Below are 26,877 nucleotides of genomic sequence, written 5' to 3' on the forward strand. Positions count from 1 at the left end.
CCAGGCCTACTACGACGCCCTCGCCGCCCAGCGCAGCCTGGCCGCCTCGCGGCAGGTCGCGGAGCTGGCGGCGCAGAACCTGGAAGCCGCCGACGCCAAGTACCGGGCCGGCGCCGCCGCCCTTTCCGATCGCCTGCAGGCGCAGACCGCGCTGTCCCAGGCGAGCCTCGCCCAGGTCCGCGACGAAGGCGCCCTGAGCAACGCCCTCGGCGTCATCGCCCTGCGCATGGGCCTGGCGCCGGATACCCCGCTGCGCCTCTCCGGCGAGCTGGAGGCGCAACCCGACACCGGCTTCGTCAAGGCCATCGACGAGATGCTCGCCGAAGCCCGCCGCGAGCATCCGGCGCTGCTCGCCGCCCAGGCGCGGCTGAAAGCCGCCGCCGCCTCGGTGGAGGAAAGCCGCGCCGCCGGCCGGCCGAGCCTGGCGCTGAGCGCCAACCTGGCACGCAGCCATAGCGACCAGGCGATGGCGTTCAACGGCGATACCCGCGAACGCGACCGCAGCATCGGCCTGCAACTGAACATCCCGTTGTTCGAAGGCTTCGAACGCACCTACCAGGTCCGCAACGCCCTGGCCCGCCGCGAAGCCAGCGAAGCGGAGCTGGCCGACACCGAGCAGCAGGTTTCGCTGGAGGTGTGGAACAACTACCAGTCGCTCAGCGTCGAGACCCGCAGCCTGGCGCGCACCCGCGAACTGGTCGAGCAGTCGCGGCAAAGCCTGGAGGTGGTGCAGGGCCGCTACCGCTCAGGGGTCGGCAGCATGATCGAGCTGCTCAACGCCCTGACCGCCTACGCCAGCGCCGAGGACCAGCACATCCGCGCCCTCGGCAACTGGCAGACCTCGCGCCTGCGACTGGCGGCGAGCCTCGGTCGCCTGGGCTTCTGGAGCCTGCGCTGAAAAGCCCGGGAAGCGCCGCCGCTCTCTACCTCTCGCGCTTGTCCGGCTGGCCGCCATCGCGCAGGATGCACCCAGCCCCTGCGACGAGAGACCGCATGATCGACGACATCCGCTACCTGATCGTATTCGCCAAGATCGCCGAGACCGGCTCCGTCTCCGGCGGCGCCGAGGCGCTGGGCCTGAGCGCCGCGACCGCCAGCCTGCACCTGTCCAGGCTGGAACGGAACCTGGGCCGTGCGCTGCTCTACCGCAACAGCCGCAAGCTGTCGCTGACCCAGGACGGCACGCAGTTGCTAGACACCGCCCGCTCCATGCTGGAACTCTACGAGAAGGGCTTCATCGAGTTCCGCCAGCGCGCCGTCTCGACCCGCAACAGCCTGCGCATCTCGATGCCCGCGGTGTTCGTCAACGGCGACTTCACCCGTCACCTGGCAGCCTTCATCGAGGAGCATCCCGACCTCGACCTCGGCATCGCCTGCGACGACAGCCGCCACGACATCATCGGCGACGGCATCGACATCGCCTTCCGCATCGGCGACCTGCCGGACAGCTCGCTGAAGGCCCGTCACCTGTTCCTGCTGCCGCGCCAGGTAGTGGCGGCACCGGCATTCCTGGCCCGGCACGCGCCGCTGGAACACCCGCGCGACCTGCAGCGGCTGGAATGGATCGGGCTCGGCATGCGCCCCGACAGCCGGCTATTCCGTCATGCGCGGGACGACGAGGAGGTACGCGTCGACTACACCCCGCGGGTGCGCGTCGACAGCGTCGAAGCCTCCTGCCGCCTGGCCCGCCTCGGCGTCGGCCTGGCCGCGCCGCCGACCTACCTGAGCGACGAGCCGATCCGCCGCGGCGAGTTGCGCGCGGTGCTGCCGGAATGGCGCCTGGAGCCGTTGAAGGTGTATGCGGTGTGGCCGCCCAACGTACCCGCCAGCAGCATCGCCTATACCCTCATCAATCGCCTCTACGAGGCCTTCAATCCGGGCTAGCGGCGAGCTGCAGGTAGAGCATGTAGCCAGCGGTCAGCACCAGGGTGCCGCCCATCGCCCGATTGAACAGGCGCACCCGCCGGGGGCTGTCGAGCAGCAGCGCCACGCGGTCACCGAGCAGTGCCCAGGCGGCCAGCGAGAGGTAGCAGACCACCAGGTAGATGGCCATGAAGACCAGCAGCGGCGCGTGCGTGCTCGGGCTGGCGAACAAGGCCACGCCGGAAGCGCAGGCGATCCAGGCCTTGGGATTGAGCCATTGCAGGAGCACGCCCTGGAAGAACCCGGGGACCCCGTTTTCCTCCAGGGCCAGGCGTGGATCCGCGGTGGCGATGCGGTAGCCCACATGAGCGATGAACGCCGCGCCGGCCATCCCCAGGTAGTCGAAGAAGCGCGGGTAGGCCTCGATCGCGCGGACGAACCAGAAGCCGATGAAGGCCAGCAGCAGGACGAAGCCGAGGGTGGCGCCGGTGACGAACGGCAGGGTCCGGCGGAAACCATGGTTGGCGCCGGAAGCGACGATGGTCAGGTTCACCGGACCGGGGGAAATCGACAGGCTCAGGGAGAACGCGCCCATGGCGAGCAGCAGGGCTAGCGGCATGGGTCGAACTCCCCGGTCGGATTGCGGGCTGGCTGGTGCGGGGCGGGCATGGGTTTCCTCCGTAGGCTCCTGGCGGGGCGCGACCGAACGGGTTGCGCCGCTGCCCGGAACGCTACAGGGAAAGCCCACCGGCATTAACGGGGCAAGGCTCAAGGCTGGTTTTGATTTTCCGCGCTTGACGACTGCGCCGGCCGCCGGCGCACCTCAGTCGTCCGCCTGGCCCGGCATGCGGATGCCATGCCGGCGCACCCGCCGATACAGGGTCGCTCGCGAGATACCCAGTTCCCGCGCCGCGGCCATGGGTTTCCAGCGATGCCGCACGAGGGCGTCGAGCAGGGCGTCGCGCTCCGGACCGCCGCCGCTCTCGCACGCACTGGCCGGTGTCCGGCCTTCGCCACGCAGCTCTGCCGGAAGGTCGGCGAGTTGCAGGGTGGCGCCGCCGCACAGCGCGCAGGCGTAGCGCAACACATGCCGCAACTGGCGGACATTGCCCGGCCAGCGATAGCCGAGCAGGCATTCCAGGGCTGCCTCGCCGAGTTCGATGCGTACGCCGCAGTGCGCGGTTTCCTCGTCGAGGATGCGCCGGATCAGCGCCAGCCGGTCGCTGCGTTCGCGTAGCGGCGGCAGTTCGAAGCGGGCGCCGCCGAGGCGGAAGTAGAGATCCTCGCGGAAGCCGCCGGCCGCCACCAGCGCCGCCAGGTCGCGGTGGGTGGCGCAGATCACCTGGATATCCACAGCCTGCCGGCGCGCAGCCCCCAGCGGCGCCACCTCGCCCTCGGCCAGCACGCGCAGCAGGCGGGTCTGCAGGCCCAGCGGCATGTCACCGATCTCGTCGAGGAACAGGGTACCGCCATCGGCCTGCTGCAGCAGGCCGCGCATCCCTTTCGCCGCCGCGCCGGTAAAGGCTCCGCCAACGTAGCCGAACAGCTCGCTCTCGATCAGGCTTTCGGGAATCGCCGCGCAGTTGAGCGCGACGAAGGGTTTGTCGCGACGGGCGCTGGCCTGGTGCAACTGGCGGGCGAAAACCTCCTTGCCGGCGCCGGTCTCGCCCTGGATCAGCACCGGCAGGTTGCGGTCCTTGACCCGCACCGCCAGGCGCAGGCTTTCGGCGATGCGCGGGTCGAGCGCAGCGTCGTCGGGCACCTCGCGCTCCAGCCGCCGCGCCTTGGCCCGCGGCGCGCTGAGACGCACGTGCAGCTCGCCGGCCTGGCCGCGCAGCAGGCACGGCGCCTGGTCGGCGGCGGCGTGCAGGGCGTCGAGGTCGAACACCTCGCCGATGTGGCTCGGCACCTGCCCCAGGCGCTGCCGCAGGTAGTGCCGCGCCGCCGGGTTCAACGCCAGCAGGCGCCCATCGGCGTCCCAGGCGAACAGGTAGTCCGGCTGGCTGTCGACGTAGCCCGGCGCACGGTGCGCGCGCAGCACCCAATGGCCCTGGGCGCTGTGCATGAAGAAGGCGTTCTCGATCTCCCGCGCGCTCTGCGCCACCATCTGCCGGATCAGATGCTGGCTACGGCGGTCGTCCGGCGATTGCACGGCGGAAACGTCGAGCACACCGAGCAACTCGCCCTGCGGATCGAAGACCGGCGCCGCGGAACAGGTCAGGTCGATGAAGGCGGCGCGGAAGTGATCGCGCTTGTGCACCGTCACCGCAGTCCTGTCGGTGAGTACGGCGGCCACCCCGCAGGTGCCCTCCTCGCCTTCCGACCAGCAGGTGCCGAGGTACAGCCCGGCCTTGCGGCAGTCGTTGCGGATGGTCGACTCGACACGGTAGTCGATGGTCCGCCCCTGGGCATCGGTGAGCAGTACGCAGTAGTCGGCATCGCGCACCCGTCCATGCAGTCGCGCCACCTCTTCGCTGGCGATGCGCAGGAACAGTTCGGAACGCTCGCGACATTCGTCGAGGAGGGTCTGCGAGAGAATCCGCGGCCCTTGCAGGGACCCCGGGTCGAGACGGTGCTGCTCCATGGAGCGGCGCCAGGAGTCGAGGATCGGCGTCGGCACCGGCGCCTGCGGCAGGCGCGCGGCGTTCCTCAGGACACGGCTGACACAGTCCACATGGTCCTTCGAGTGTGCGGAAAGCATGGGGCCTCCGTTGCTCGGCATCTTGTTGTTGTGCCGCCCATTAAGCGCCCATCGGCGACCCTCGACAAGCGCCGGGCCGCCACAGCCGACGACTGAGACGGAGCGTCTCAGCGTCTCGCCGGGAACCCGTGCGCGATGACATGGGTTGTCTCGCCGGACGTCGCCCCGGCGGTCGCCGGCCTTCCCATGCCGGCGCTCTACGACGGGCCTTCCGGCCGCCACGCCGCAACCTGGCATCGGCCTTGCTCCAGCCACGGCGACGGCAGGGCGGACTGTCCGCTCCTCCCAACGCCCTGCCGCATACACCTACAAGAACAATCAGAGGTGAAGCATGCACGCTACGTCGTCCGACGATTTCTCCCTGTCTTCCCGGGTCGCGCTGGTGACCGGCGCCGGACGCGGCATCGGCCGGGGCATCGCCCTCGCCCTGGCGCGCGCCGGCGCCGACGTGGCGGTGGCCGACCTCGATCCGCAGGTCGCCGAGGAAACCGCCGCCGCGATCCGCAGCCTCGGTCGCCGCAGCCTGGCCCTTGGGGTCGACGTCAGCGACGGCGACAGCGTCCGGGCGATGGTCGAGCGGGTCGCCACGGAGTTCGGCCGGCTCGACGTGGCGGTGAACAATGCCGGGGTGATCAGCATCCGCAAGGTCGCCGAACTCAGCCTCGCCGACTGGGACCGGGTGATGAACGTCAACGCCCGCGGCGTGTTCCTCTGCTGCCAGGCCGAACTGCCGCTGATGCAGGCGCAGCGCTGGGGGCGAATCGTCAACCTGTCATCGATCGCCGGCAAGGTCGGTCTCCCCGACCTCGCCCACTACTGTGCCTCGAAGTTTGCCGTGATCGGTTTCAGCAATGCCCTGGCCAAGGAGGTCGCGCGCGACGGGGTGACGGTCAACGCGCTCTGCCCGGGAATCGTCGGCACCGGAATGTGGCGCGGCGAGGACGGCTTGTCGGGCCGCTGGCGGCAGGCCGGCGAAAGCGAGGCGCAGTCCTGGGAACGCCACCAGGCCAGCCTGCTGCCCCAGGGCGAGGCGCAGACCGTCGAAGACATGGGCCAGCTCGTCGTCTACCTGGCCTGCGCGCCGCACGTCACCGGCCAGGCCATCGCCGTCGACGGCGGATTCTCGCTATGACCCCGCCCTCGCCGATCGTCGGCATCATCGCCAACCCGGCCTCCGGTCGCGACCTGCGTCGCCTCACCGCCCATGCCGGGCTGCACTCCAGCACCGACAAGGCATCGGTGGTGCAACGCCTGCTCGCCGCCTTCGGCGCCACCGGCATCCGCCATGCGTTGCTGCCGCCGGACATGACCGGCATCGCCGCCGCCGTGCTCCGGGCCAGCCAGACCCGCCAGGCCCGCGACGGCCACTGGCCGTTCCTGGAGTTCCTCGACATGCCGCTGCGCCAGAGCGTCGAGGATACCCGCCTGGCGGCGCGGCGCATGGTCGAGCGCGGCGTGGCGCTGATCGCCGTGCTCGGCGGCGACGGCACGCACAAGGCAGTGGCCGCCGAGGTCGGCGACGTCCCCTTGCTGGCGCTGTCCACCGGGACCAACAACGCTTTCCCGGAGCTGCGCGAAGCCACCGGCGCGGGGCTCGCCGGCGGCCTCTGCGCCAGCAACCGGGTGCCGCCGGAGATCGGCCTGCGACGCAACAAGCGCCTGCTGGTGCGCGAGCCGCGCCGCGGGCTCTGCGAGTGGGCGCTGGTGGACGTCGCGGTGTCGCCGCAGCCGTTCATCGGCGCCCGCGCCATCAGTCGCGCCGAAGACCTCGCCGAAGTCTTCGTCAGCTTCGCCGAACCCCACGCCATCGGCCTTTCGGCGCTTTGCGGACTGTGGTCGCCGGTGAGCCGCGAGGAGCCCCACGGCGCCTGGATGCGCCTGCATCCGGACGCCCGCGAGAGCCTGCTGGTGCCGCTGGCGCCGGGCCTGCTGGTGGGCTGCGGGGTCTCTGCCGCCGGCTACCTGCAACCCGGCGTGGCCCACGCACCGAGCCTGTCCAGCGGGACCCTGGCGCTGGACGGAGAGCGCGAGATCGAGTTCAGCGCCACCGACCGCCCGAGCATCACCCTCGACCCTTCCGGCCCGTTCAGCGTCGATGTGCCGGCCACCCTCGCCTACGCCGCCCGCCATCGCCTGCTGGCCGGCCAGCGAACCCCGATGACCCCGTGAAGACAACCTGGAGAACAACAAGATGTCCACTCTGAGCACCGACCAACTGCTCCATGCCTACCGCGTGATGCGCACCATCCGCGCCTTCGAGGAACGCCTGCACGTCGAGTTCGCCACGGGCGAGATACCCGGCTTCGTCCACCTCTACGCCGGCGAGGAGGCCTCCGCCGCCGGCGTGATGGCGCACCTGCGCGACGACGACTGCATCGCCTCCACCCATCGCGGCCACGGCCACTGCATCGCCAAGGGCGTAGACGTGCACGGCATGATGGCGGAAATCTATGGCAAGAAGACCGGGGTCTGCCAGGGCAAGGGCGGCTCCATGCATATCGCCGACCTGGAGAAAGGCATGCTCGGCGCCAACGGAATCGTCGGCGCCGGCGCGCCGCTGGCCGCCGGCGCTGCGCTGGCGGCCAAGCTGAAAGGCAGCGATGCGGTGGCGGTGGCCTTCTTCGGTGATGGCGGCTCCAACGAAGGCGCGGTGTTCGAGGCGATGAACCTGGCCTCGGTGTGGAACCTGCCGTGCCTGTTCGTCGCCGAGAACAACGGCTATGCCGAGGCCACCGCGGCCAACTGGTCGGTGGCCTGCGACCACATCGCCGACCGCGCCGCCGGTTTCGGCATGCCCGGGGTGACCGTCGACGGCTTCGACTTCTTCGCCGTCCACGAGGCTGCCGGCGCCGCCATCGAGCGCGCCCGCGCCGGCGAGGGGCCGTCGCTGATCGAAGTCAAGCTGACCCGCTACTACGGACACTTCGAGGGCGACGCACAGACCTACCGCGACCCCGACGAAGTAAAGCACTACCGGGAAACCCGCGACTGCCTCAAGCAGTTCCGCGAACGCACCTGCCACGCCGGCCTGCTCTCCGCCAGCGACCTGGACGCCATCGACGCCGAGGTCGAGGCACGCATCGAGGATGCCGTGCAGCGCGCGAAGAACGATCCCAAGCCGGAGCCGGACGACCTGCTGCGCGACGTCTACGTGTCCTATCCCTGAGCCGCCCGAAAACAAGAACGAGGAGAACCATCATGGCGAGAAAGATCAGCTACCAGCAGGCCATCAACGAGGCGCTGGCCCAGGAAATGCGCCGCGACCCGAGCGTCTTCATCATGGGCGAAGACAATGCCGGCGGCGCCGGCGCGCCCGGCGAGGACGACGCCTGGGGCGGCGTGCTGGGGGTCACCAAGGGCCTCTACCACCAGTTCCCCGGCCGTGTGCTGGATACCCCGTTGTCAGAGATCGGCTATGTCGGCGCCGCGGTCGGCGCCGCCACCCGCGGCATGCGCCCGGTGTGCGAACTGATGTTCGTCGACTTCGCCGGTTGCTGCCTGGACCAGATCCTCAACCAGGCCGCCAAGTTCCGCTACATGTTCGGCGGCAAGGCGGTCACCCCGCTGGTGATCCGTACCATGGTCGGCGCCGGCCTGCGCGCCGCCGCCCAGCATTCGCAGATGCTCACTTCGCTATGGACCCACATCCCCGGCCTCAAGGTGGTCTGCCCGTCGTCGCCCTACGACGCCAAGGGCCTGCTGGTCCAGGCGATCCGCGACAACGACCCGGTGATCTTCTGCGAGCACAAGCTGCTCTATTCGATGCAGGGCGAGGTACCCGAGGAGCTGTACAGCGTACCCTTCGGCGAGGCGAACTTCCTCCGCGACGGCGACGACGTCACCCTGGTGACCTACGGCCGCATGGTCCACCTGGCGCTGGACGCCGCCGCCAGCCTGGCGCGCCAGGGCATCTCCTGCGAAGTACTGGACCTGCGCAGCACCAGCCCGCTGGACGAGGACAGCATTCTCGAAAGCGTGGAAAAGACCGGCCGCCTGGTGGTGGTCGACGAAGCCAACCCACGCTGCTCGATGGCCACCGACATCGCCGCGCTGGTCGCCGAACGGGCCTTCTCCGCGCTGCGCGCGCCGATCCGCCGGGTCACCGCGCCCCATACGCCGGTGCCTTTCTCCGACGCCCTGGAAGACCTCTACATCCCCGACGCGGCGAAGATCGAGGCAGCCGTGCGCCAGGCCCTGGAAGGGAGGGACGCGGCATGAGCCGGATCCATACACTGACCATGCCCAAGTGGGGCCTGTCGATGACCGAGGGTCGGGTGGACGCCTGGCTCAAGGAAGAGGGCGCGCATATCGAGAAAGGCGACGAGGTGCTCGACGTGGAGACCGACAAGATCTCCAGCAGCGTCGAGGCGCCCTTCTCGGGCGTGCTGCGGCGCAAGGTGGCGCGCGAGGACGAGACCCTGGCGGTCGGCGCGCTGCTCGGCGTGGTGGTCGAGGGCGAGGCGAGCGACGAGGAGATCGACGCACTGGTGCAACGCTTCCAGGCCGAATTCGTACCCGCCGACGAGGACGCTGGGGATAGCGGACCGGCACCGCGGAAAGTCGAGTTGGACGGGCGCCTCCTGCGCTATTTCGACCGCGGCGAGGGCGATCCGGCGCTACTGCTGATCCACGGTTTCGGTGGCGACCTGAACAACTGGTTGTTCAACCACGAGGCGCTGGCCGCCGAGCGGCGGGTGATCGCTCTAGACCTGCCGGGCCACGGCGAGTCCGGCAAGGCCCTGGTGCGCGGCGACCTCGATGAACTCAGCGGCAGCGTGCTGGCCCTGCTCGACCACCTCGACCTGGAACAGGTACACCTGGCCGGTCACTCCATGGGGGGAGCGGTGGCGCTGAACTGCGCGCGCCTGGCGCCGCAGCGGGTGCTGTCGCTGAGCCTGATCGGCAGCGCCGGCCTCGGCGAGGAGATCAACGGCGACTACCTGCGCGGCTTCGTCGAGGCGGCCAACCGCAACGCGTTGAAGCCGCAACTGGTGCAGTTGTTCTCCGACCCCGCGCTGGTCACCCGGCAGATGCTCGAGGACATGCTCCGCTACAAGCGCCTGGAAGGCGTCGATGCGGCCCTGCGCCAGTTGCTGGACAACCTGTTCGCCGACGGTCGCCAGCGCAACGACCTGCGTGCCGTGGCGAGCGAGGGCCGCCAGCCGGTCCTGGCGATCTGGGGCAGCGATGACGCGATCATCCCGGCGCGGCATGCCGAGGGCCTGCCAGCCCAGGTGGAGATCATTCACGGACAGGCGCACATGGTGCAGATGGAAGCCGCCGAGCAGGTCAACCGCCTGCTGCTCGACTTCCTCCGCCAGCATTGAGGAGACGACCGACATGAACAGTTCCCCGCAAGCCAACGCGGCGATGCGCGCCGCCGTCTGGCACGGCCGCCACGATATCCGCGTGGAAGACGTGCCGCTCCCGGCCGAGCCGCCGCCCGGCTGGGTGCAGATCCGCGTGCACTGGTGCGGCATCTGCGGCTCCGACCTGCACGAATACCTGGCCGGCCCGGTATTCATCCCCGTGGAGGCGCCGCACCCGCTCACCGGCCTCAAGGATCAATGCATCCTCGGCCACGAGTTCAGCGGCGAAATCGTCCGCCTCGGCAACGGCGTGACCAGCTTCGCCGTCGGCCAGGCGGTCGCCGCAGACGCCTGCCAGCATTGCGGCACCTGCTACTACTGCCGGCATGGGCTGTACAACATCTGCGAGAACCTGGCCTTCACCGGGCTGATGAACAACGGCGCCTTCGCCGAATACGTCAACGTACCGGCCAACCTGCTCTACGCCCTGCCGGCCGGATTTCCCAGCGAGGCCGGCGCGCTGATCGAGCCGCTGGCGGTGGGCATGCACGCGGTGAAGAAGGCCGGCAGCCTGCTCGGGCAGAACGTGGTGGTGGTCGGCGCCGGCACCATCGGCCTGTGCACCATCATGTGCGCGCGCGCCGCCGGCGCGGCACAGGTGATCGCCCTGGAGATGTCCTCGGCGCGCAAGGCCAAGGCCCTGGAGGTCGGCGCCAGCCAGGTGCTCGACCCCTCGCGGTGCGACGCCCTAGGCGAAATCCGCGCCCTCACCGGCGGGCTTGGCGCCGACGTCAGCTTCGAATGCATCGGCAACAAGCACACCGCCAAGCTGGCCATCGATGCCATCCGCAAGGCCGGCAAATGCGTGCTTGTGGGAATCTTCGAGGAGCCCAGTGAATTCAATTTCTTCGAGCTGGTTTCCACCGAGAAGCAGTTGCTCGGGGCCCTCGCCTACAACGGCGAGTTCGCCGACGTGATCGCCTTCATAGCCGACGGCCGCCTCGACATCGCACCGCTGGTGACCGGTCGCATCGGCCTGGAAGAAATCGTCGAGCGCGGTTTCGAAGAGTTGGTGAACAACAAGGAGCACAACGTGAAGATCATCGTCTCGCCGGGCGGCTGACGCTTCAGCCCTTGTCGCGCTTGCGACACAGCCCCGCGGCCGGCGGGGCTTGCTTTACGAAACGCAGAGACGCGGGCGGAGGCTCAGAACCACTTGTCGTTGCGCTTGCGCCGCACCCTCAGCAGCGACGGCAGGATCAGCCCGGCGAACAGGCCGGCGCCGGCGATGCTGCCGCCGTAGACCATGTAGCGCATCAGCACCTGCTTGTTCTCGTCGCCCAGTTGCGCCTGCACCGCACGCAGGTCGGAGCGGGCCTTGCCGAGCTCGGCGTCCAGGTTGCTGCGCGCCGCCTGCAATTCGTCGATCAACTTCTTGCGCGTGTCGAGGGTTTCCTGCATGCCCTGCACGCGGGTCTTCCAGGTGTCGTTGATGCCGTCCAGCTCGGCGGTCAGGGCGGCCACCTTCTGTTCCAGTTGCGGCAGGCGCTCGGCCTGGCCGGGAACCTCCTGCAAGTCGCGGCTGGGAATCCACACGGTGCTGCCGTTCTCGCCGCGCACCTGGCTGTAGTTGCCCTGGGTGCCAAGCAGCTCGACCTTCTGCCCGGAGGTGAGGGTGCCGACGATGCGATAGCCATCGGTGGGGCCGCTGCGCACGAAAGTGGTCAGGCTGTCGCTCACCCAGCGCGCGTTGCCGGTCGCCTCCTCGGCCTGCGCCGGGGCGCCGGCCGCCAGCAGGCCGCCGAGCAGGCAGGCTCCGATGACGCGGTTCTGGAACGGGGAAAGAGCGGCGGGGATGCGACGGGATAGGGACATGGCAATCTTCACATGGCGAGAGAACGAAACCCGCAAAGGGGAGCGAAAAAGCCGGCCAGTCGAATTGTTATGGACAAGCGCGCGACCGGGGCGGGGCTACCGCATGGCCAAGGGCCATGCGCCCGGCCCGGTTGGGCCGACGGCTGACAGACAGCGCTCGGGGCGATTGAGTTCACTCGTTTCCGCAGGAATGGATGGATGGTTGTAACAGCAGAATGCCAGGCCTGCCGACGGCCAGCGCTGCCCAGGCTGCGACCTGTCCGGATGATCCCCGGGGTACGACGGTATCTACGCCAAGGCAGAGGCTCCCTCGCCTGTACCACGCCCCACCGGTCGGATGGCGTGCTGCGATACAGCGGGCCCGTCAGGCGGCCAACCGCAGGCGGTCACTCGCTCGCCATCGCCGCCAGGACGCGGCCGTCGCCGGCCCTTTCCATCATTCCTCTGCCAGGTGCCCGGCGAAGGTAGTGGCGCTGTAGCGCTCGCGGAACAGCCCCTTCTCCACCAGGCGCGGCACCACCTGTTCGAGGAACAGCCGCAGCGAGCCGACCGAGCCTCCCGGCGCGGCGATGAAACCGTCCATGGCGCCGGCGGCGGCCCAGTCGACGATCTGCTCGACGGCATCGTCCACCGTACCGATGACCTGCCAGTGCGCCGCGGAAACCACCTCGGGGCGCAGCAGCAACTGGTCCAGGCGTAACGTCTCGCGCTCGATCAGGCGCCGCAGCAGGTCAGTGTGGGTGCGGCTGCCGGGGTTGGCCACCGGCGGCGGCAGGTCGGCCGCGGAAATCGGCCGGTCCAGCGGCCAGTCGCTGAGGTCGAGGCCGAGCATCTGCCTGATCGTGGCGAACTTGCGCGTGCGGTCCAGGCGCGCGTGGGTCTGCATGAAGATTTCCCGCGCCTCCTCGCGGCTCTCCGCCAGGTACAGGCTGAAGCCCGGCAGCAGGCGCACGTCGCGCGGCGAGCGACCGTGGCGTTCGGCGCGGCGGGAAAGGTCGCGGCGCAGTTCCAGGGCAGCCTCCTTGTCCGGGGTCGGCGCGAACACCAGGTCGGCCACCGAGGCGGCGAAGTCGCGCCCGCTCTCGGAGGCGCCGGCCTGCACCAGGGGAATCCGCGCCTCGCCGAAGGCCGGCAGGTTGAGCGGTCCCTTGACCTTGAGGAATTCGCCGTCGTGGTCGACCGGGTGCACCCGGGAAACGTCGGCGTAGCGGCCGCTCTCGCGGTCGACCAGGAGTGCCTCGCGGGGGAAGCTGTCCCACAGGTCGTGCACCAGCCGGGTGAACTCGGCGGCGCGCGCGTAGCGCTGCTCCGCATCGGGCATCGCGTCCAGGCCGAAGTTCTCGTGGCCCTGCAGCGCGGTGACGATGTTCCAGCCGGCGCGGCCGTTGCTGATCCAGTGCAGCGATTGCAGCTGCCGGGCCACCACGTAGGGCGGATAGAACGTGGTGGAGACCGTCGACACCAGGCCGATCCGCGAGGTTTCGCGGGCGACCGCGGCAAGCAGTACGGTGGGATCCAGGCTGGCGAAGCCGGAGCCGGTCTCCAGCACGTCCAGTGGCAGGCTGCTGACGTCCGGGCGAAACACGAAGTCGAGGTGGGCGGCTTCGGAGCGCCTGGCGATGTCGACGGCGAAATCGCTGCCGAAGATGCCTTCGATATTGCTGTCGGGGCGCCGCCAGGCATCGCCGCTGAGCCAGGTGGGGGCCAGCGACATGCCGATGTGCAGGCGTTTCGGGGTACTCATCGTGCCAATCTCCTGTATGGGCTCTGGGGCTGGGCCGGCCCTGCGCGGGGCCGGCTTCTCGGGGCGCCTAGAAGGTGCCCTTGATGCCGATGCCGAGGGTCCGCGGCTGCGTCATGCTCGCCTCGATGCCGCCGATCCCCCGGTTTTCCTGCATGTAGGTGGGCGAGCGGTCGTCGAACACGTTCTTCACGTAGCCATAGAGCTGCACCTGGTCGTTGAAGCGGTAGCTGGCGCGGGCGTCGGTGAGGGTGTAGGCCTTGATCGAGTAGGCCTTGGTGTTGGCGGTGTCCGAGTAGTAGCCGTCCAGGTAGCGCACCTGGGCGTTCAGGTTGAGGCGCTCGGTGACGTCCCAGCTCGGTCCGAAGCTGAGGGTATAGCCCGGCGAGCGGGCGAACTCGTTGTGCTCGTAGCCGGTATTGCCGGACATCTCGTCGATCCGGGTGCGTAGCACGCCGGCGCTGGCCTTCAGCCGCAGGTCGTCGCGCAGGCGATAGTCGAGGTCCAGCTCCATGCCGTAGGCGTGGGCCTTCTCGGCGTTGATGGTGTACGACTGCGCCACCCCCGGCGAAACCACCACCGGGATGTTGTACTGGGCGTCCTTGAAATCCATGAAGAACAGGTTGCCGTTCAGCACCAGGCGGCCGTCGAGCAGGCTGGCGCGGGTGAACAGTTCGTAGTTCCAGATGGTTTCTTCCTTGAAGTAGGCCCAGTTGCGGGTGGTCAGGTTGAGCGACACGCCGCCGGGGTTGTAGCCGCGGCTGACCAGGCCGCCGACGGTCCAGTCCGGGGTCGCGGCGAAGGCCAGGGAGACTTTCGGCAGGAAGGCCGAGAAGGTCTTCTGGTAGTCCAGCGGACGCGGCGCCAGCACCGAGTTGCCGCTGCGCTCGATGCGATCCTCCTGGTAGCGCAGGCCGGTGGTCAGGGTCCAGCGGTCGCTCAGGCGGTAGTTCAGCTCGCCGAACACACCGAGGTTCTTCTTCGTGTCGTCGAAGGCCGACAGCCCGCGCAGGTGCAGTGTCTCGTCGGTGCGGGTGCGGGCGTAGTAGACCCCGCCCATGCCACTGATCCGGTCCTCCTGCTCGCCGAAGCTGACCCGCGATTCGTTGGAGGCGTTCTTCTGGCGGATGTCGGCGTCGCCCTCGCCGCCCGCGCCGGTGGTGCGGTGCACCGAGGACAGCGAGTACTGCGCCTGGTTGAACAGGCGGATGCCGTTGTCGAGGTCATAGGCGACGTCGAGGATGCTGGTGTTGGTGTCCTGCTCCCAGCTGGGCATGGTGGTCGAGCGATGGTCGAGCTTGTCGAACGGGCGGGTCGCCGCTTCCTGGGTCGGACGGTTGCTGTCGTTGTGGGAGAAGGTGAACTTGCTCTCCAGGCCCGGAATTCCGCTGGGCAGCCAGAGCAGCTTGGCGCGCGCGTTGAGGGCGCGGAAGTCCTGGTCGGTGCCGCTGTCCTGGAACTTCGGGTTGTCGTAGTCGATGAAGGTGTCGCGGCCCGCGTAGTCCACCGCCAGGCGCCCGGCGAAGTCCTGCGCCAGCGGGCCGGACACTGCGATCGAGCTGCGCCGCGAATGGTAGCTGCCGATCTCCGCCTGGTAGGCAGCCTCGGGGCTGAAGGTCGGGTCCTTGGTGTTGACGATGATCGCCCCGGCGATGGCGTTGGCGCCCTGGGAGGTGGTCTGCGGGCCGCGGAACACCTCGATGCTGTCGACGTCCCAGACCGAGGTCGCGCCGAAGAACATCTCGTTGTAGTTCAGGTAGTGGCCATCGAGGTTGATCGTCGCCCGCGGCACTGTGCCGCCCCAGAACACGTTCTGCCCGTTGTTCGGGCCCTGGGTGTCCTGGCCGCGGATGATCGGCGCGCCCACCGAGTCGGTGTAGACCACGTTGGGACTGCCATTGATCACCTCGGCGACCGAGGCGTTGCCGGTCTGCTTGCGGTCGATGTCGCGGGCGCTGGTGAGCGATACCGAGGACGCCGTGTCCTTCAGCGAGCGTTCACGTTTCTCGCCGGTCACGACCAGCGCCTCGAGGGCGGCGGGTTCGTCCTCGGCGGGCGGGTTTTCCCGGGCCAGTGCCGATGGCGAGGCGAGCAGGGTGGACAGCGTGACGACGCCGATTCCCCGGTTGAGCGTGCGGTGCGTGCGGGCGTTCAAGGATCTTCTCCAAATGGGAATGACTCTCTTTTACATTCAGGCTATCACGCCACCAGAACATTCCTCAATGGGGAATAGATTCCTCATTGCGAAATATGAGATCTCCTACACCCGTCCCTTCCGCGGCGCCCCACCGCCCCGGGGAATCGGTATCATGGGCGCCGCCCGCGCCACCGCAGCGCGGACCGAAGCCTATGGATCAACCGTGGTGAGGAGACCGAGCCGTTGAATACTTCGCAGCCCCCGGCGGACGAGATGCCGGACGCCCCGGGCGAAAAGCGCTCCGGCACCATCCAGTCGGTGTCCATCGCCGCGCGCTTCCTGAAGACCCTGGCCAACGCCGAAGGCGAGCTGGCCCTCGGCGAAGTGGCCCGGCGCACCGGCACCGGCGGCTCCACCGCGCACCGCTACCTGCAGAGCCTGGTGAAGGAAGGCCTGGCCCGCCAGGACCCGCTCAGCGGTCTCTACGACCTCGGGCCGGCGGCGCTGAGCATCGGCATAGGCGCGCTGAAGCGGATCGACGCGGTGGATATCGCCGCCCGCCACATGAAGGCCCTGGCCCAACGGCATGCCGCCAGCGGCGGGGTGGCGATCTGGACCGAGCGCGGCCCGACCCTGGTGCGCTGGTACCGCAGCGCCTATTTCTCGATCAACCCGCTGGCCCTGGGCGATATCCTGCCCATCGACAATACCGCTTGCGGCCTGGTGTTCCAGGCCTTCCTGCCGAAGGCCGTGGTCGACGCCGCGCGCAAGCAGCAACCGGCGCACTTCCGCGGCAGCCCGCCGAGCCGCGCGCTGCTCGACGAGGTGCGTGAGCGCTGCTGGGCCGAACTGACCAGCCACCTGCTGTCGAATGTCACCGGCCAGGCGGCGCCGGTGTTCGACGCCCAGCAGGAGATCGTCTGCGCCATGACCACGGTGACCGATCTCGGCCAGTTGCAGTCGGCGGAAGACCGCGACGCGCTGTTCCACGAGGCGCTGCAGGTCAACCAGTCCACCGGTGGCCTGGTACTCCACCCCGGCATGCGGCCGCCGCCGCGCTGAGCCACCTCAGCCCGGCGCGTCGGCGGCGATCCCGCGCGGCACCAGCAGCGGCGTGCCGCTGACCGGGTCGGCGATGATCAACGAGCGCAAGCCGAACACCTCCTCCACCAGACGCTCGGTGAAGATATGCGCCGGCGCGCCCTCGGCGAGGATCGCGCCGTCACGCATGGCGATCAGGTGCGAGGCGTAGCGGCATGCCTGGTTGAGGTCGTGCAGCACGGCGACGATGGTGCGCCCCTGGCGATTCAGCTCGGCGAGCAGTTCGAGCAATTCGATCTGGTGGACGATATCCAGGTAGGTGGTTGGCTCGTCGAGCAGCAGCAACGGGGTTTCCTGCGCCAGCACCATGGCGATCCACACGCGTTGCCGCTGGCCGCCGGAGAGCGCATCGAGCGGTCGCTCGGCCAGGCCGTCGACCCGCGTGGCGCGTAACGCCGCCGCTACCGCGCGCTCATCCGCCGGCGACCACTGGCGCAGGAACGACTGGTGCGGATAGCGCCCGCGCGCCACCAGCTCGGCCACCGTGATGCCATCCGGCGCCAGCGCGCTCTGCGGCAGCAGGCCGAGACGCCGCGCCACTTCCCGTCCCGGCAGGCTGTGGATATCCCTGCCGTCCAGCACCACCCGGCCCTCGGCCGGCGCCAACAGGCGCGACAATGCCGCCAGCAGGGTCGACTTGCCGCAGGCGTTGGGCCCGACGATCACACTGAACGAACCCTCGGGGATGGCCAGCGAGAGATTCCGCGAAACGGTCCGCGCGTCGCGGCGCAAGGTCACGGCGTCCGCGTGCAGGCGATGGGTCATGGGAGGTTCCTGGATAAGAATGGCTCGAATATGTGGAATCGATTCTACATTATGGAATAGACTGTATGAGAAGCATTATCATATGAATCCGTCCGCCCGGCGTCCCCTACAGCGAAAACAGCCTTCATGCCGACCCGCCGCCGCTCCGCCCTGCCGTTACTCGCCCTCGCCCTGAGCCTGTTCGCCACCCTCGCCGCGGCCGGGGAGCCGAAGCCGGCGCGGATCGTCTCCACCACCCCGAGCGTCACCGGCATCCTGCTGGCGATGGACGCACCGCTGGTGGCCAGCGCCGCCACCACGCCAAGTCGCCTGACCGACGCCAAGGGCTTCTTCTCGCAATGGGCGAAGGTCGCCGACCAACGTGGCGTCGAGGTGCTCTACCGCAACCTGCGCTTCGACATCGAAGCGGTGATCGCCCAGGATCCGGACCTGCTGGTCGCCTCCGCCACCGGCGCCGACAGCGCCGCGCCATACCGTGCGGAGCTGGAGGCGCAGGGCGTACCGACGCTGGTGGTCGACTACTCGAAACACAGCTGGCAGGAACTGGCTACCGAGCTGGGCCGGCACACCGGCCTGGAACGCCAGGCGCAGGCCGCCATCCAGCGCTTCGACGCCTACACCGCCGAAGTCGCCGCGGCCATCGCGCCGCCGCAGGGCCCGGTCAGCGTGGTCGGCTACAACATCGCCGGCAGCTATTCCATCGGCCGCCAGGCCAGCCCCCAGGCACGCCTGCTCGAGGCCCTCGGCTTCCAGGTGGCGGAACTGCCGGAGGCGCTGGCGGGCAAGGTGACGCGCGCCTCGGACTTCCAGTTCATCTCGCGGGAAAACCTGCCCGCCGCCATCGCCGGCGACAGCGTGTTCCTGCTCGGCGCCAGCGACGACGACGTGCAGGCGTTCCTCGCCGACCCGGTACTGGCCAACCTGTCGGCGGTCCGCGAAAAGCGCGTGTACGCCCTGGGCCCCAGTTCCTTCCGCATCGACTACTACTCGGGACGGCAGATGATCGACAACGTCGCCCGCCATTTCCGCTGAGCCATGCGCCCGTTCGCCGGAAGTCCGCTCATGCAGGCGTCCCCGATGCGCCGCCGGCGCCTGCGCGCCTGGGGCCTGCTCGCCGGCGCGCTGCTGCTCGCGCTGGCGGCCCTGGCCAGCCTGGCGCTGGGCTCGCGGCCGGTGCCCCTGGCGGTCACACTGGACGCCCTGCAAGCCGTCGATCCGCACGATGATCGCCACCTGGTGGTACGCGAACTGCGCCTGCCACGCACCCTGGTGGCGCTGCTGGCCGGCGCGGCGCTGGGAGTGGCCGGCGCGCTGATGCAAGCGCTGACGCGCAATCCGCTGGCCGAACCCGGCCTGCTGGGGATCAACGCCGGCGCGGCGCTGGCGGTGATCGTCGGGGTCGCGCTGTTCGACCTGGCGAGCATGGGCCAGTACCTCGGTTGCGCCTTCCTCGGCGCCGGCCTGGCCGGCATCGCCGTATTCCTTCTCGGCCAGGCCCGCGAGACCGGCACCAACCCGGTGCGCCTGGTGCTGGCGGGTGCCGGCTTGTCAGTGATGCTCGCCTCGCTGACCGGGATCATCGTGCTGAACGCCCCGCCGGAAGTCTTCGACCGCTTCCGCCACTGGGCCGCCGGCTCGCTTTCCGGCAGCGGCTTCGCCCTGCTCGGATGGCCGGGCCTGGCCATCGGCGCCGGGCTGGCCGCCGCCTTCGCCCTCGCCGCCAGGCTCAATGCCCTGGCCCTGGGCCAGGAGATCGGCCGGGCGCTCGGCGTCGACCTGCGCCTGACCTGGCTGCTCGCCTGCCTGGCGGTGATGCTGCTGGCCGGCGCGGCGACCGCCCTGGCCGGGCCGATCGCCTTCGTCGGCCTGGTCGCCCCGCACCTCGCGCGACTGCTGGCCGGACCGGACCAGCGCTGGATCCTGCCTTTCTCGGCGCTGATCGCCGCCGGCCTGCTGCTCGGCGCCGACATCCTCGGGCGGCTGCTGGCGGCGCCGGCGGAGATCGCCGCCGGAATCGTCGCTTTGCTGCTCGGCGGACCGGCCTTCATCGTCCTGGTCAGGCGCTTCCGCCTGAGCCGCCTGTGAACGGTCTCCACGCCCTGCGCCTGGGCTCCCTGTCGCTGCGTTGGCGGCCACGGGCGGCGCTGGCCTGCCTGGTCCTCGCGGGGGTCGGACTGGCGCTGGCGGCGGCGCTGCTGGGGACCGGCAGCCTGGCGCTGGGCCCGGCAGAGGTGTTCGCCAGCCTGCTCGGCCAGGGCCAGGACCCCACCGCCCAGCGCATCGTCCAGCGCGTACGCCTGCCACGGGTGCTCACCGCCTGCCTGGTCGGCGCCGCGCTGGGCATGGCCGGGGCGATCTTCCAGTCGATCTCGCGCAATCCGCTGGGCTCGCCCGACGTCATCGGTTTCACCACCGGCGCCGCCAGCGGCGCCATCGTGCAGATCATCCTGTTCGATGCCGGCCCGCTGGCCACCTCGCTGGCGGCGCTGGCCGCCGGCCTCTGCACGGCGCTGGCGGTGGTGCTGCTGGCGCGCCGGGGCGCCACCGCCGGCGGCTACCGCCTGGTGCTGGTGGGCATCGGTGTCGGCGCCAGCCTGTCGGGTCTGAACAGCCTGCTGCTGGTCACCGGCAACCTCGACCAGGCGATGTACGCCCAGCTCTGGCTGGCCGGCTCGCTGAACACCCGGACCTGGTCGCACGTCGTCCCGGCAGCGCTGGGCCTGCTCGCCAGCGTGCCGCTGGCGCTGTACCACGGTCGTCGCCTGGAAGTGCTGGAGCTGGGCGATGCCAGCGCCGCCCAGCTCGGCGTGGCGGTGGAGCGCGTGCGCTTGCAGATGGTCATGGTCGCCGTCGGCATGACCGCCATCGCCACCGCCGCGGCCGGCCCCATCGCCTTCATCGCCCTGGCCGGCCCGCAACTGGCCCGGCGCCTGACCCGCTCGGCCGGGGTGCCGTTGCTGTCCGGCGCATTGATGGGCGCGGTCCTGCTGCTGGCCGCCGACCTGCTCGGCCAGCGCCTGGCATACGTCGCCAACCTGCCGATCGGCCTGATGACCGGCCTGCTCGGCGGTTTCTACCTGCTCTGGCTACTGCTGCGCAGCCGCCGGATCTGAAGCCCCGGCCTCAACGACCGCCCAGGCTGCCGCCGCCGTCGACACCGATCACCTGGCCGGTGACGAACGAAGCGCCCTCGCTGAGCAGGAACTCGATCAGCGCGGCCACTTCGTCCGGCCGCCCGAGCCGCTGCATGGGGATGGTCGAGAGAATCCGCCGTTCCTCCTCGCCGCCGACCGGGCGGGTCTGGCGGAACAGCTCGGTCTCGATCGGCCCGGGCGCCACCGCGTTGACCGTGATGCCCAGCGGCGCCAGCTCCAGCGCCCAGGTGCGAGTCACCCCGACCAGCGCGCTCTTCGCCGCGGCGTAGGCGGTGCGTTCGCGGGCGCCGTGGATCGCCCGGCTGCACAGGTTGACGATGCGGCCCGCCGGCGAACGCTTGAGCCCCGGCAGGCAGGCCTGGGCAAGCTGCACGGCGACCCGCACGTTGAGGTCGAAGACCTGTTGCAGAGCGGCCAGGTCGAGGTTCTCCAGGCTTTGCGGCAAGGCGATCCCGGCGTTGTTGACCAAGGCATCCACGGCGCTTTCCGAGAGCAATCCGCGCAGCGTCTCGGCGGTTTGCGCAGGATCGGCCAGGTCGCAGCACAGCAGACGTCCAGGAAAGTCGTCGCTCGCATGGCGGGCGATGCCCACTACACTCCAGCCGGAGGCCGCCAAGCGCCTGGCCAGGGCCAGGCCGATGCCACGGGTGGCGCCGGTGACCAGCGCGGTACGATGATTCGTCATGACGATTCCCCTGTGTGAAATGGTCCCCCCGACGCCGCACCTTACGCCTCGCCGGCGGCCGGCGACAGCCCGCGGACTTTCTCCGACGCCGCGCTTCGGCGGCAACCCCAGACACTGGCCAGGACCTGCGAGGCCGTTGCCGCGCCCCGCCAGGGAAGCCGCGAGCGCCGGCCAGGATGTACACTGCATCCCCTGTATCGACCCGGCCGCCTCGCGGCCCCCGTCGCAGCAAGCAGAGAACAAGAGGAACGATGATGAGCGTCGCTAACGGTCTCCCCGTCTCCATTCGCCAGGCGGTGACAGCATGATCGAGGTCACCGAGGTTTCCATCGCCGAGCTGCGTGACGCGCTCGAGTCCGGTCGTACCACGGCGGTCGAACTGGTCCAGGCCTACCTGGCGCGGATCGACGCCTACGATGCACCCGGCACGCCCACCGCGCTGAACGCGGTGGTGGTGCGCAATCCCGATGCGCTGGCCGAAGCGCAGGCCTCCGACGCCCGCCGGGCGCGTGGCGAGCCCCTCGGTCCGCTGGACGGCATTCCCTACACCGCCAAGGACAGCTACCTGGTCAAGGGCCTCACCGCGGCTTCCGGCAGCCCGGCGTTCAAGGACCTGGTGGCCCAGCGCGATGCCTTCACCGTCGAGCGCCTGCGCGCCGCCGGGGCGATCTGCCTGGGCAAGACCAACATGCCGCCCATGGCCAACGGCGGCATGCAGCGCGGCGTCTACGGCCGCGCGGAGAGCCCGTACAATGCCGCCTACCTCACCGCGCCCTTCGCCTCGGGGTCCTCCAATGGCGCCGGCACCGCCACCGCGGCCAGCTTCGCCGCCTTCGGCCTGGCCGAGGAAACCTGGTCGAGCGGGCGCGGCCCGGCGTCGAACAACGGCCTGTGCGCCTACACCCCTTCGCGCGGGGTGATCTCGGTGCGCGGCAACTGGCCGCTGACGCCGACCATGGACGTGGTGGTGCCCTATGCGCGGAGCATGGCCGACCTGCTGGAAATCCTCGACGTAGTGGTCGCCGACGATCCCGATACTCGCGGCGACCTCTGGCGCATGCAGCCCTGGGTGCCGATCCCCAAGGCCTCCGAGGTACGCCCGGCGAGCTACCCGGCCCTGGCCGCAGGCGCCGAGGCCCTGGCCGGCAAGCGCTTCGGCGTGCCGCGCATGTTCATCAACGCCGACCCCGATGCGGGCACCAGCGAGTCCCCCGGGATCGGCGGCCCGACCGGCCAGCGCATCCATACCCGGCCCTCGGTCATCGCCCTCTGGGAACAGGCGCGCAAGGCCCTGGAAGCCGCCGGCGCCGAAGTGATCGAGGTGGACTTCCCGCTGGTGTCGAACTGCGAGGGCGACCGACCCGGCGCGCCCACCGTGTTCAACCGCGGCCTGGTGTCGAAGGAATTCCTCCACGACGAGCTGTGGGAACTCTCGGCCTGGGGCTTCGACGACTTCCTGCGCGCCAATGGCGATCCGAAGCTGAACCGCCTGGCGGATGTCGACGGCCCGCAGATCTTCCCCCACGACCCCGGCACCCTGCCCAACCGCGAGGGCGACCTGGCCGCCGGCATGGACGAATACGTGCGGATGGCCGAGCGCGGCATAAAGCCCTGGGACCGGATCGCGACCCTCCCCGATGGCCTGCGCGGCCTCGAGGAAACCCGGCGGATCGACCTCGAGGAGTGGATGCGACGCCTGCGCCTCGACGCCGTGCTCTTCCCCACCGTCGCCGACGTCGGCCCGGCGGACGCCGACGTCAACCCGGCCTCGGCCGACATCGCCTGGAGCAACGGTGTCTGGGTCGCCAACGGCAACCTCGCCATCCGCCACCTCGGCGTGCCGACGGTCACCGTACCGATGGGGGTGATGGCCGACATCGGCATGCCGGTGGGCCTGACCTTCGCCGGCCGCGCCTACGACGACTCGGCGCTGCTGCGCTTCGCCGCGGCCTTCGAGTCGACCGGCTCGCGGCGTATCGTGCCGCCGCGTACTCCACCGCTGGCAAGCAAGTGAAAGGCGCGGGCGGAAGGCTTCGCGTCTTGCGCCCACGCTCTTCCGTTCAAGGGAGTTATCGATGCAGCGACTCTTCGTCTACGGCAGCCTCGGCCCCGGCCGTCCCAACGAACACCTGATGCAGAAGATCGGCGGGCAATGGCAGGCGGCCAGCCTCCGCGGTCGCCTGCTGGAAAAGGGCTGGGGTGCCGGGATGGGCTTTCCGGGCCTGGCGATCGACGCCGACGGCGAGGAAATCCACGGCCATGTGTTCGTCTCCGACCGCCTCGCCGAGCACTGGCCCGCGCTGGATGAATTCGAAGGCACCGAATACCGGCGCGTGGCGACCCGGGTAACGCTGGCCGACGGCGCCCAGGTCGATGCCTACGTCTACGCCCTGCGCGACTGAGCGCTTGCCGGCGGCCTAGGGATTCGTACGCAAACCGCGCAGGGTCTTCGCGAGGACCCCGACCGCCGCCTCCAGCTCGTCCGTGGTGTAGGCGGCGAAGCCCATCAGGAAACCCGCTCGCGGTGGCGCGGCGAGATGCAGGGCGCTGAGCCCGACCAGCTCGACACCGGCGCGGTATGCCGCCGCGACGGCGCGCGTTTCGTCGATTCCCGCGCAAAGCAGCCCGGGCATCTGTAGCCCGCCGGCCGGCACGCGCGGCTCGACCAGGCCGCCCAGACACTTGCCCACCCGCTCCGCGAGGAATCCCAGGCGCTCGCCGTAGAGATTGCGCATGCCGCGCACATAGGCGCCGAAATGGCCGCCGGCGATGAAGCGCGCCAGGGTCAGTTGCGCCAGCGAGGCGTTGTGCCCGTCCTGCAGGGAGCGGGCGACGGTCATCGGCGCCACCAGCGCCGGCGGCAGGACCATGTAGCCGATGCGCAGGCCGGGAAACAGCGACTTGGTGAACGTGCCGATGTAGAGCGTCCGCTCGTGGGCGTCCAGGCCTTGCACGCAGGCGGTGGGCCGGCCGGCGTAGTGGAACTCGCTGTCGTAGTCGTCCTCGATGATCCATGCCTGCTGCCGCTGCGCCCATTCGATCAGCGCCAGGCGGCGCTCCAGCGACAGGGTCACGCCGGTCGGGTAATGGTGCGACGGGGTCAGGCACAGCGCCCGCGCCGCCTGCGGCTGGGCGAGGATCGGCTCGGGCCGCAGGCCCTGTTCGTCGACCGGGACCGGCAGGCACTCCAGGCCTGCGGCCTCGAAGGCCTTGCGCGCGCCGTAGTAGGCCGGGTCCTCGACGAATATCCGCTCGCCGGCGTCGAGCAGCACGCTGGCGCAAAGACCCAGCGCCTGTTGCGAACTGGTCAGCACCAGTACCCGGTCGGCCGTGGCCCGTGCGCCACGCTCCAGGTTGACGTAGTCGGCGATCGCCTGGCGCAGCGGTTCGGCACCCTGCGGGTCGCCATGGGTCAGGGCGCGCGCGCCGTATTCCTTGAGGACCTGGCGCTGCAGGCGCTCCCAGGTCGCCAGGGGAAAGGTGCGGGTCTCCGGCACGCCGGGAGCGAAGGGGCGCGGGACGAGCTGCTCGCGAACCCCGCCGCCAGCCTGCATCGCCTCGCCACGCCGGCTCAGTCGCGGCGCGCCGCCGCCCCGTCGTGGAGCGCCCGCGCCGCGCCGGCCGGGGGACAGCCGGGTAGCCGCGGCGACCACGCTGCCGCTGCCGACCCGACGCTCGATGAAGCCCTCGGCATGCAGGTGCGAATAGGCCGCTTCGACGGTGTCGCGGGATACCCCCAACGACTGCGCCAGCGCCCGCGAGGCCGGCAACGGATTGCCCGGCGCCAGCGCACCGTCGAGGATCAGTTGGCGGATCGCGCGCTGGATTCGCGCATGCAGCGGCAGGGCCTGGAGCTGTGGATGGAGGAGGCGCGCCTTGACCGACTCGAGCAGTGACTGCCTGAACAAATGGTCTGCCCTCGATTATCTAATTGGTGGGGTATGGCAAGCCATTAGGCGGCTATAAAAACAGCCGGGTCAAGACCCTCGGTCCCGGCCTCCGCCGGATCGCCCCATCAAGCCAAAAAAGGAAGCACTGGATGCAATCCCTGCACACACTGGTATCGGTACGCCCCGTGGCACCCGAGGACTTCGAGCAGTGGCTCGAATACTGGAAGGCCTACCAGGCGTTCTATGAAGTCGAACTCTCGGCACAGGCCACCGAGGCCACCTGGCGGCGCTTCTTCGACGAGGGCGAACCGATGCACTGCGCCGTGGCCACCGACGGTAGCCGCCTGCATGGCATCGTCAACTTCCTCTACCACCGCTCGACCTGGGCGGCACAGGACGTCTGCTACCTGGAAGACCTCTATGTCTCGCCCGACGTGCGCGGCCAGCAGATCGGCAAGCAGTTGATCGAGTACGTCCGCCGGCAGGCCGAGGAACGTCGCTGCGCGCGGCTCTACTGGCATACCCAGGAAAGCAACCACAGGGCACAGCGCCTGTACGACTGGGTGGCGGACAAGCCGGGTGTGATCGAATACCGCATCGAGCTCTGAACCGGCCGCGCGACCGGAGCCTCGGCGCGGCGGACCCTCGACGCGGTTCTCAGTCCCAGGCCGGCGCCAGGCCCTGCGGACTGACCTCGCGGCCGTTACGCTCGAGGCCGGCGATGCGCGCCATGTCCTCGGCGTCCAGGCGCAGGTCGCGCGCCAGCAGGTTGCTGGCGAGGTTCTCGCGGCGGGTCGAGGACGGAATCACCGCGTAGCCCAGTTGCATCGCCCAGGCCAGCGCCACCTGGGCGACCGTGGCCCGGTGCCTGGCGGCTATCCCGGCCAGCGTCGGGTCCTTCAGCACCTTGCCGTAGGCCAGGGTCATGTACGAGGTGACCGCGATGCCCTGCTCCTCGAGGTAGGCGGTCAGCGCGCGGTTCTGCAAGTAAGGGCTGAGTTCGATCTGGTTGGTGGATATCTCGCCCGCACCGACCGCGGCGATGGCCTGGCGGGTCAGTTCGATGTTGAAGTTGGAGACGCCGATCCGCCGGGTCAGGCCCAGGGACTTGGCTTCCGCCAGCGCCGCCATGTACTCCGCCAGCTCGACGCCGTTGCCGGGTGCCGGCCAATGGATCAGGACCAGGTCCAACCGGTCGGTGCGCAGTTTCTCCAGACTCTCGCGCAGGCTGGCGAGCAGCTTTTCGCGGGCGTAGTTGTCGACCCAGACCTTGGTGGTGAGGAACAGCTCGGAACGCGGTACGCCGCTCTCGGCGATCGCGCGGCCGATATCCGCCTCGTTGCCGTAGATCTGCGCGGTATCGATGGCGCGATAGCCCAGTTCGAGGGCGCTGCGCACCGAGTCGACGACGACCTGGCCGGTAAGGCGGAAGGTGCCGAGACCGAAGGACGGGAGGGGGTGGATGGTGGACGACATGGCTGCGCTCCGTGGGCGGGATGGCTCGAATGAAGCGCAGTGTGGCGGCTTACATCTCTTCGATTAAGACCCGAATCGAGCAAATTCATTTGCGCTGGAGTCACGAATCCAGACGGCCTTCACGGGAGGTATCCAGCGGAAATCCCCGTCAGCCGCTGGCAGGACGCAGTTCATCGGAT

At 69.7% G+C, this 26,877-nt stretch carries 24 protein-coding genes; 15 read left to right on the plus strand and 9 right to left on the minus strand.

The features are described 5' to 3' along the window. Together ACTJJX_RS22380 and ACTJJX_RS22385 are read left to right on the plus strand one after the other, a co-directional pair. A partial coding sequence (locus ACTJJX_RS22380) for a TolC family protein (protein ID WP_034080906.1) occupies nucleotides 1-898 on the plus strand: 898 nt, incomplete at its 5' end. A 95-nt stretch (nucleotides 899-993) separates the two neighbouring features. Beyond that, nucleotides 994-1,884, plus strand: coding sequence for a LysR family transcriptional regulator (locus tag ACTJJX_RS22385; protein ID WP_003093500.1), 891 nt, complete (start codon nucleotides 994-996; stop codon nucleotides 1,882-1,884). Here the strand turns inward: ACTJJX_RS22385 and ACTJJX_RS22390 are convergent. Continuing rightward, a complete protein-coding gene (locus ACTJJX_RS22390) occupies nucleotides 1,871-2,482 on the minus strand; it encodes a LysE family translocator (RefSeq protein WP_003118186.1) in 612 nt (203 codons plus the stop codon). The two genes, ACTJJX_RS22385 and ACTJJX_RS22390, sit on opposite strands and share 14 nt — an antisense overlap. Before the next feature lie 204 nt (nucleotides 2,483-2,686). Continuing rightward, nucleotides 2,687-4,564: a sigma-54-dependent Fis family transcriptional regulator gene (locus ACTJJX_RS22395; RefSeq protein WP_003104795.1), complete on the minus strand. Its 1,878-nt coding sequence runs from the start codon at nucleotides 4,562-4,564 to the stop codon at nucleotides 2,687-2,689. Nucleotides 4,565-4,895: 331 nt separating this feature from the next. On the opposite strand from ACTJJX_RS22395, the gene ACTJJX_RS22400 reads away from it, so the two are divergent. From ACTJJX_RS22400 to ACTJJX_RS22425, 6 genes are read left to right on the plus strand one after another with little or no spacing between them, the layout of a single operon-like run. Next, a complete protein-coding gene (locus tag ACTJJX_RS22400) occupies nucleotides 4,896-5,696 on the plus strand; it encodes an SDR family NAD(P)-dependent oxidoreductase (RefSeq protein ID WP_003104791.1) in 801 nt (266 codons plus the stop codon). Next, nucleotides 5,693-6,733, plus strand: a complete 1,041-nt coding sequence (locus tag ACTJJX_RS22405) for an ATP-NAD kinase family protein (protein ID WP_003112999.1) — start codon at nucleotides 5,693-5,695, stop codon at nucleotides 6,731-6,733. Before ACTJJX_RS22400 ends, ACTJJX_RS22405 begins: the two co-directional genes overlap by 4 nt. A gap of 22 nt (nucleotides 6,734-6,755) precedes the next feature. Further along, nucleotides 6,756-7,730 (plus strand): thiamine pyrophosphate-dependent dehydrogenase E1 component subunit alpha, encoded by a 975-nt coding sequence (locus ACTJJX_RS22410; RefSeq protein WP_003112998.1) that lies wholly within the window; start codon nucleotides 6,756-6,758, stop codon nucleotides 7,728-7,730. 32 nt (nucleotides 7,731-7,762) lie between these two features. Beyond that, nucleotides 7,763-8,782 carry an alpha-ketoacid dehydrogenase subunit beta gene (locus tag ACTJJX_RS22415; protein ID WP_003104786.1) on the plus strand — a complete coding sequence of 340 codons (1,020 nt, stop codon included), beginning with the start codon at nucleotides 7,763-7,765 and terminating at the stop codon, nucleotides 8,780-8,782. Then, nucleotides 8,779-9,891, plus strand: coding sequence for an acetoin dehydrogenase dihydrolipoyllysine-residue acetyltransferase subunit (locus ACTJJX_RS22420; protein WP_003104784.1), 1,113 nt, complete (start codon nucleotides 8,779-8,781; stop codon nucleotides 9,889-9,891). The genes ACTJJX_RS22415 and ACTJJX_RS22420 overlap by 4 nt, the downstream gene beginning before the upstream one ends. 43 nt (nucleotides 9,892-9,934) lie before the next feature. Further along, nucleotides 9,935-10,996 carry a 2,3-butanediol dehydrogenase gene (locus ACTJJX_RS22425; protein WP_223656448.1) on the plus strand — a complete coding sequence of 354 codons (1,062 nt, stop codon included), beginning with the start codon at nucleotides 9,935-9,937 and terminating at the stop codon, nucleotides 10,994-10,996. 83 nt (nucleotides 10,997-11,079) lie between these two features. On the opposite strand, the gene ACTJJX_RS22430 is transcribed toward ACTJJX_RS22425, so the two are convergent. The 3 genes from ACTJJX_RS22430 to ACTJJX_RS22440 form a co-directional block, all read right to left on the minus strand. After that, a complete protein-coding gene (locus ACTJJX_RS22430; protein ID WP_003104779.1) occupies nucleotides 11,080-11,748 on the minus strand; it encodes a TIGR04211 family SH3 domain-containing protein in 669 nt (222 codons plus the stop codon). A 436-nt stretch (nucleotides 11,749-12,184) separates the two neighbouring features. Then, nucleotides 12,185-13,492 (minus strand): NtaA/DmoA family FMN-dependent monooxygenase, encoded by a 1,308-nt coding sequence (locus tag ACTJJX_RS22435; protein ID WP_003118183.1) that lies wholly within the window; start codon nucleotides 13,490-13,492, stop codon nucleotides 12,185-12,187. Between the two features lie 67 nt (nucleotides 13,493-13,559). Continuing rightward, nucleotides 13,560-15,644, minus strand: a complete 2,085-nt coding sequence (locus ACTJJX_RS22440; protein WP_003118182.1) for a TonB-dependent receptor — start codon at nucleotides 15,642-15,644, stop codon at nucleotides 13,560-13,562. A gap of 255 nt (nucleotides 15,645-15,899) precedes the next feature. On the opposite strand from ACTJJX_RS22440, the gene ACTJJX_RS22445 reads away from it, so the two are divergent. Continuing rightward, entirely contained in the window at nucleotides 15,900-16,688 is a 789-nt protein-coding gene (locus ACTJJX_RS22445; protein WP_003119004.1) for an IclR family transcriptional regulator, read from the plus strand. 6 nt (nucleotides 16,689-16,694) lie between these two features. On the opposite strand, the gene ACTJJX_RS22450 is transcribed toward ACTJJX_RS22445, so the two are convergent. Then, nucleotides 16,695-17,492, minus strand: coding sequence for an ABC transporter ATP-binding protein (locus tag ACTJJX_RS22450; protein ID WP_003093530.1), 798 nt, complete (start codon nucleotides 17,490-17,492; stop codon nucleotides 16,695-16,697). 126 nt (nucleotides 17,493-17,618) lie between these two features. On the opposite strand from ACTJJX_RS22450, the gene fepB reads away from it, so the two are divergent. From fepB to ACTJJX_RS22465, 3 genes are read left to right on the plus strand one after another with little or no spacing between them, the layout of a single operon-like run. Then, a complete protein-coding gene (gene fepB / locus ACTJJX_RS22455) occupies nucleotides 17,619-18,524 on the plus strand; it encodes a Fe2+-enterobactin ABC transporter substrate-binding protein (protein ID WP_003093531.1) in 906 nt (301 codons plus the stop codon). Nucleotides 18,525-18,554: 30 nt separating this feature from the next. Next, complete coding sequence (locus ACTJJX_RS22460) at nucleotides 18,555-19,577, plus strand: FecCD family ABC transporter permease (protein ID WP_003118181.1); 1,023 nt, start codon at nucleotides 18,555-18,557, stop codon at nucleotides 19,575-19,577. Next, nucleotides 19,574-20,605 (plus strand): FecCD family ABC transporter permease, encoded by a 1,032-nt coding sequence (locus tag ACTJJX_RS22465; protein ID WP_003118180.1) that lies wholly within the window; start codon nucleotides 19,574-19,576, stop codon nucleotides 20,603-20,605. Before ACTJJX_RS22460 ends, ACTJJX_RS22465 begins: the two co-directional genes overlap by 4 nt. A gap of 10 nt (nucleotides 20,606-20,615) precedes the next feature. On the opposite strand, the gene ACTJJX_RS22470 is transcribed toward ACTJJX_RS22465, so the two are convergent. After that, the gene (locus tag ACTJJX_RS22470) at nucleotides 20,616-21,332 is read right to left on the minus strand and encodes an SDR family oxidoreductase (RefSeq protein ID WP_003101310.1); all 717 of its coding nucleotides are present in this window, start codon (nucleotides 21,330-21,332) and stop codon (nucleotides 20,616-20,618) included. 304 nt (nucleotides 21,333-21,636) lie between these two features. On the opposite strand from ACTJJX_RS22470, the gene ACTJJX_RS22475 reads away from it, so the two are divergent. Both ACTJJX_RS22475 and ACTJJX_RS22480 read left to right on the plus strand, forming a co-directional pair. Continuing rightward, nucleotides 21,637-23,346, plus strand: a complete 1,710-nt coding sequence (locus ACTJJX_RS22475) for an amidase (protein WP_003101313.1) — start codon at nucleotides 21,637-21,639, stop codon at nucleotides 23,344-23,346. A 61-nt stretch (nucleotides 23,347-23,407) separates the two neighbouring features. After that, complete coding sequence (locus ACTJJX_RS22480; RefSeq protein ID WP_003093540.1) at nucleotides 23,408-23,734, plus strand: gamma-glutamylcyclotransferase family protein; 327 nt, start codon at nucleotides 23,408-23,410, stop codon at nucleotides 23,732-23,734. A gap of 15 nt (nucleotides 23,735-23,749) precedes the next feature. Here the strand turns inward: ACTJJX_RS22480 and pdxR are convergent, their stop codons facing one another. Next, entirely contained in the window at nucleotides 23,750-25,240 is a 1,491-nt protein-coding gene (gene pdxR, locus ACTJJX_RS22485; protein WP_023082758.1) for a MocR-like pyridoxine biosynthesis transcription factor PdxR, read from the minus strand. A gap of 131 nt (nucleotides 25,241-25,371) precedes the next feature. On the opposite strand from pdxR, the gene ACTJJX_RS22490 reads away from it, so the two are divergent. Then, nucleotides 25,372-25,830, plus strand: coding sequence for a GNAT family N-acetyltransferase (locus ACTJJX_RS22490; protein ID WP_003144557.1), 459 nt, complete (start codon nucleotides 25,372-25,374; stop codon nucleotides 25,828-25,830). 49 nt (nucleotides 25,831-25,879) lie between these two features. Here the strand turns inward: ACTJJX_RS22490 and dkgB are convergent, their stop codons facing one another. Beyond that, nucleotides 25,880-26,698 (minus strand): 2,5-didehydrogluconate reductase DkgB, encoded by an 819-nt coding sequence (dkgB, locus tag ACTJJX_RS22495; RefSeq protein WP_003118179.1) that lies wholly within the window; start codon nucleotides 26,696-26,698, stop codon nucleotides 25,880-25,882. Nucleotides 26,699-26,877 lie beyond the last annotated feature (179 nt).

The organism is Pseudomonas sp. 22490 (genome assembly GCF_052044465.1).
Lineage (GTDB): Bacteria > Pseudomonadota > Gammaproteobacteria > Pseudomonadales > Pseudomonadaceae > Pseudomonas > Pseudomonas aeruginosa.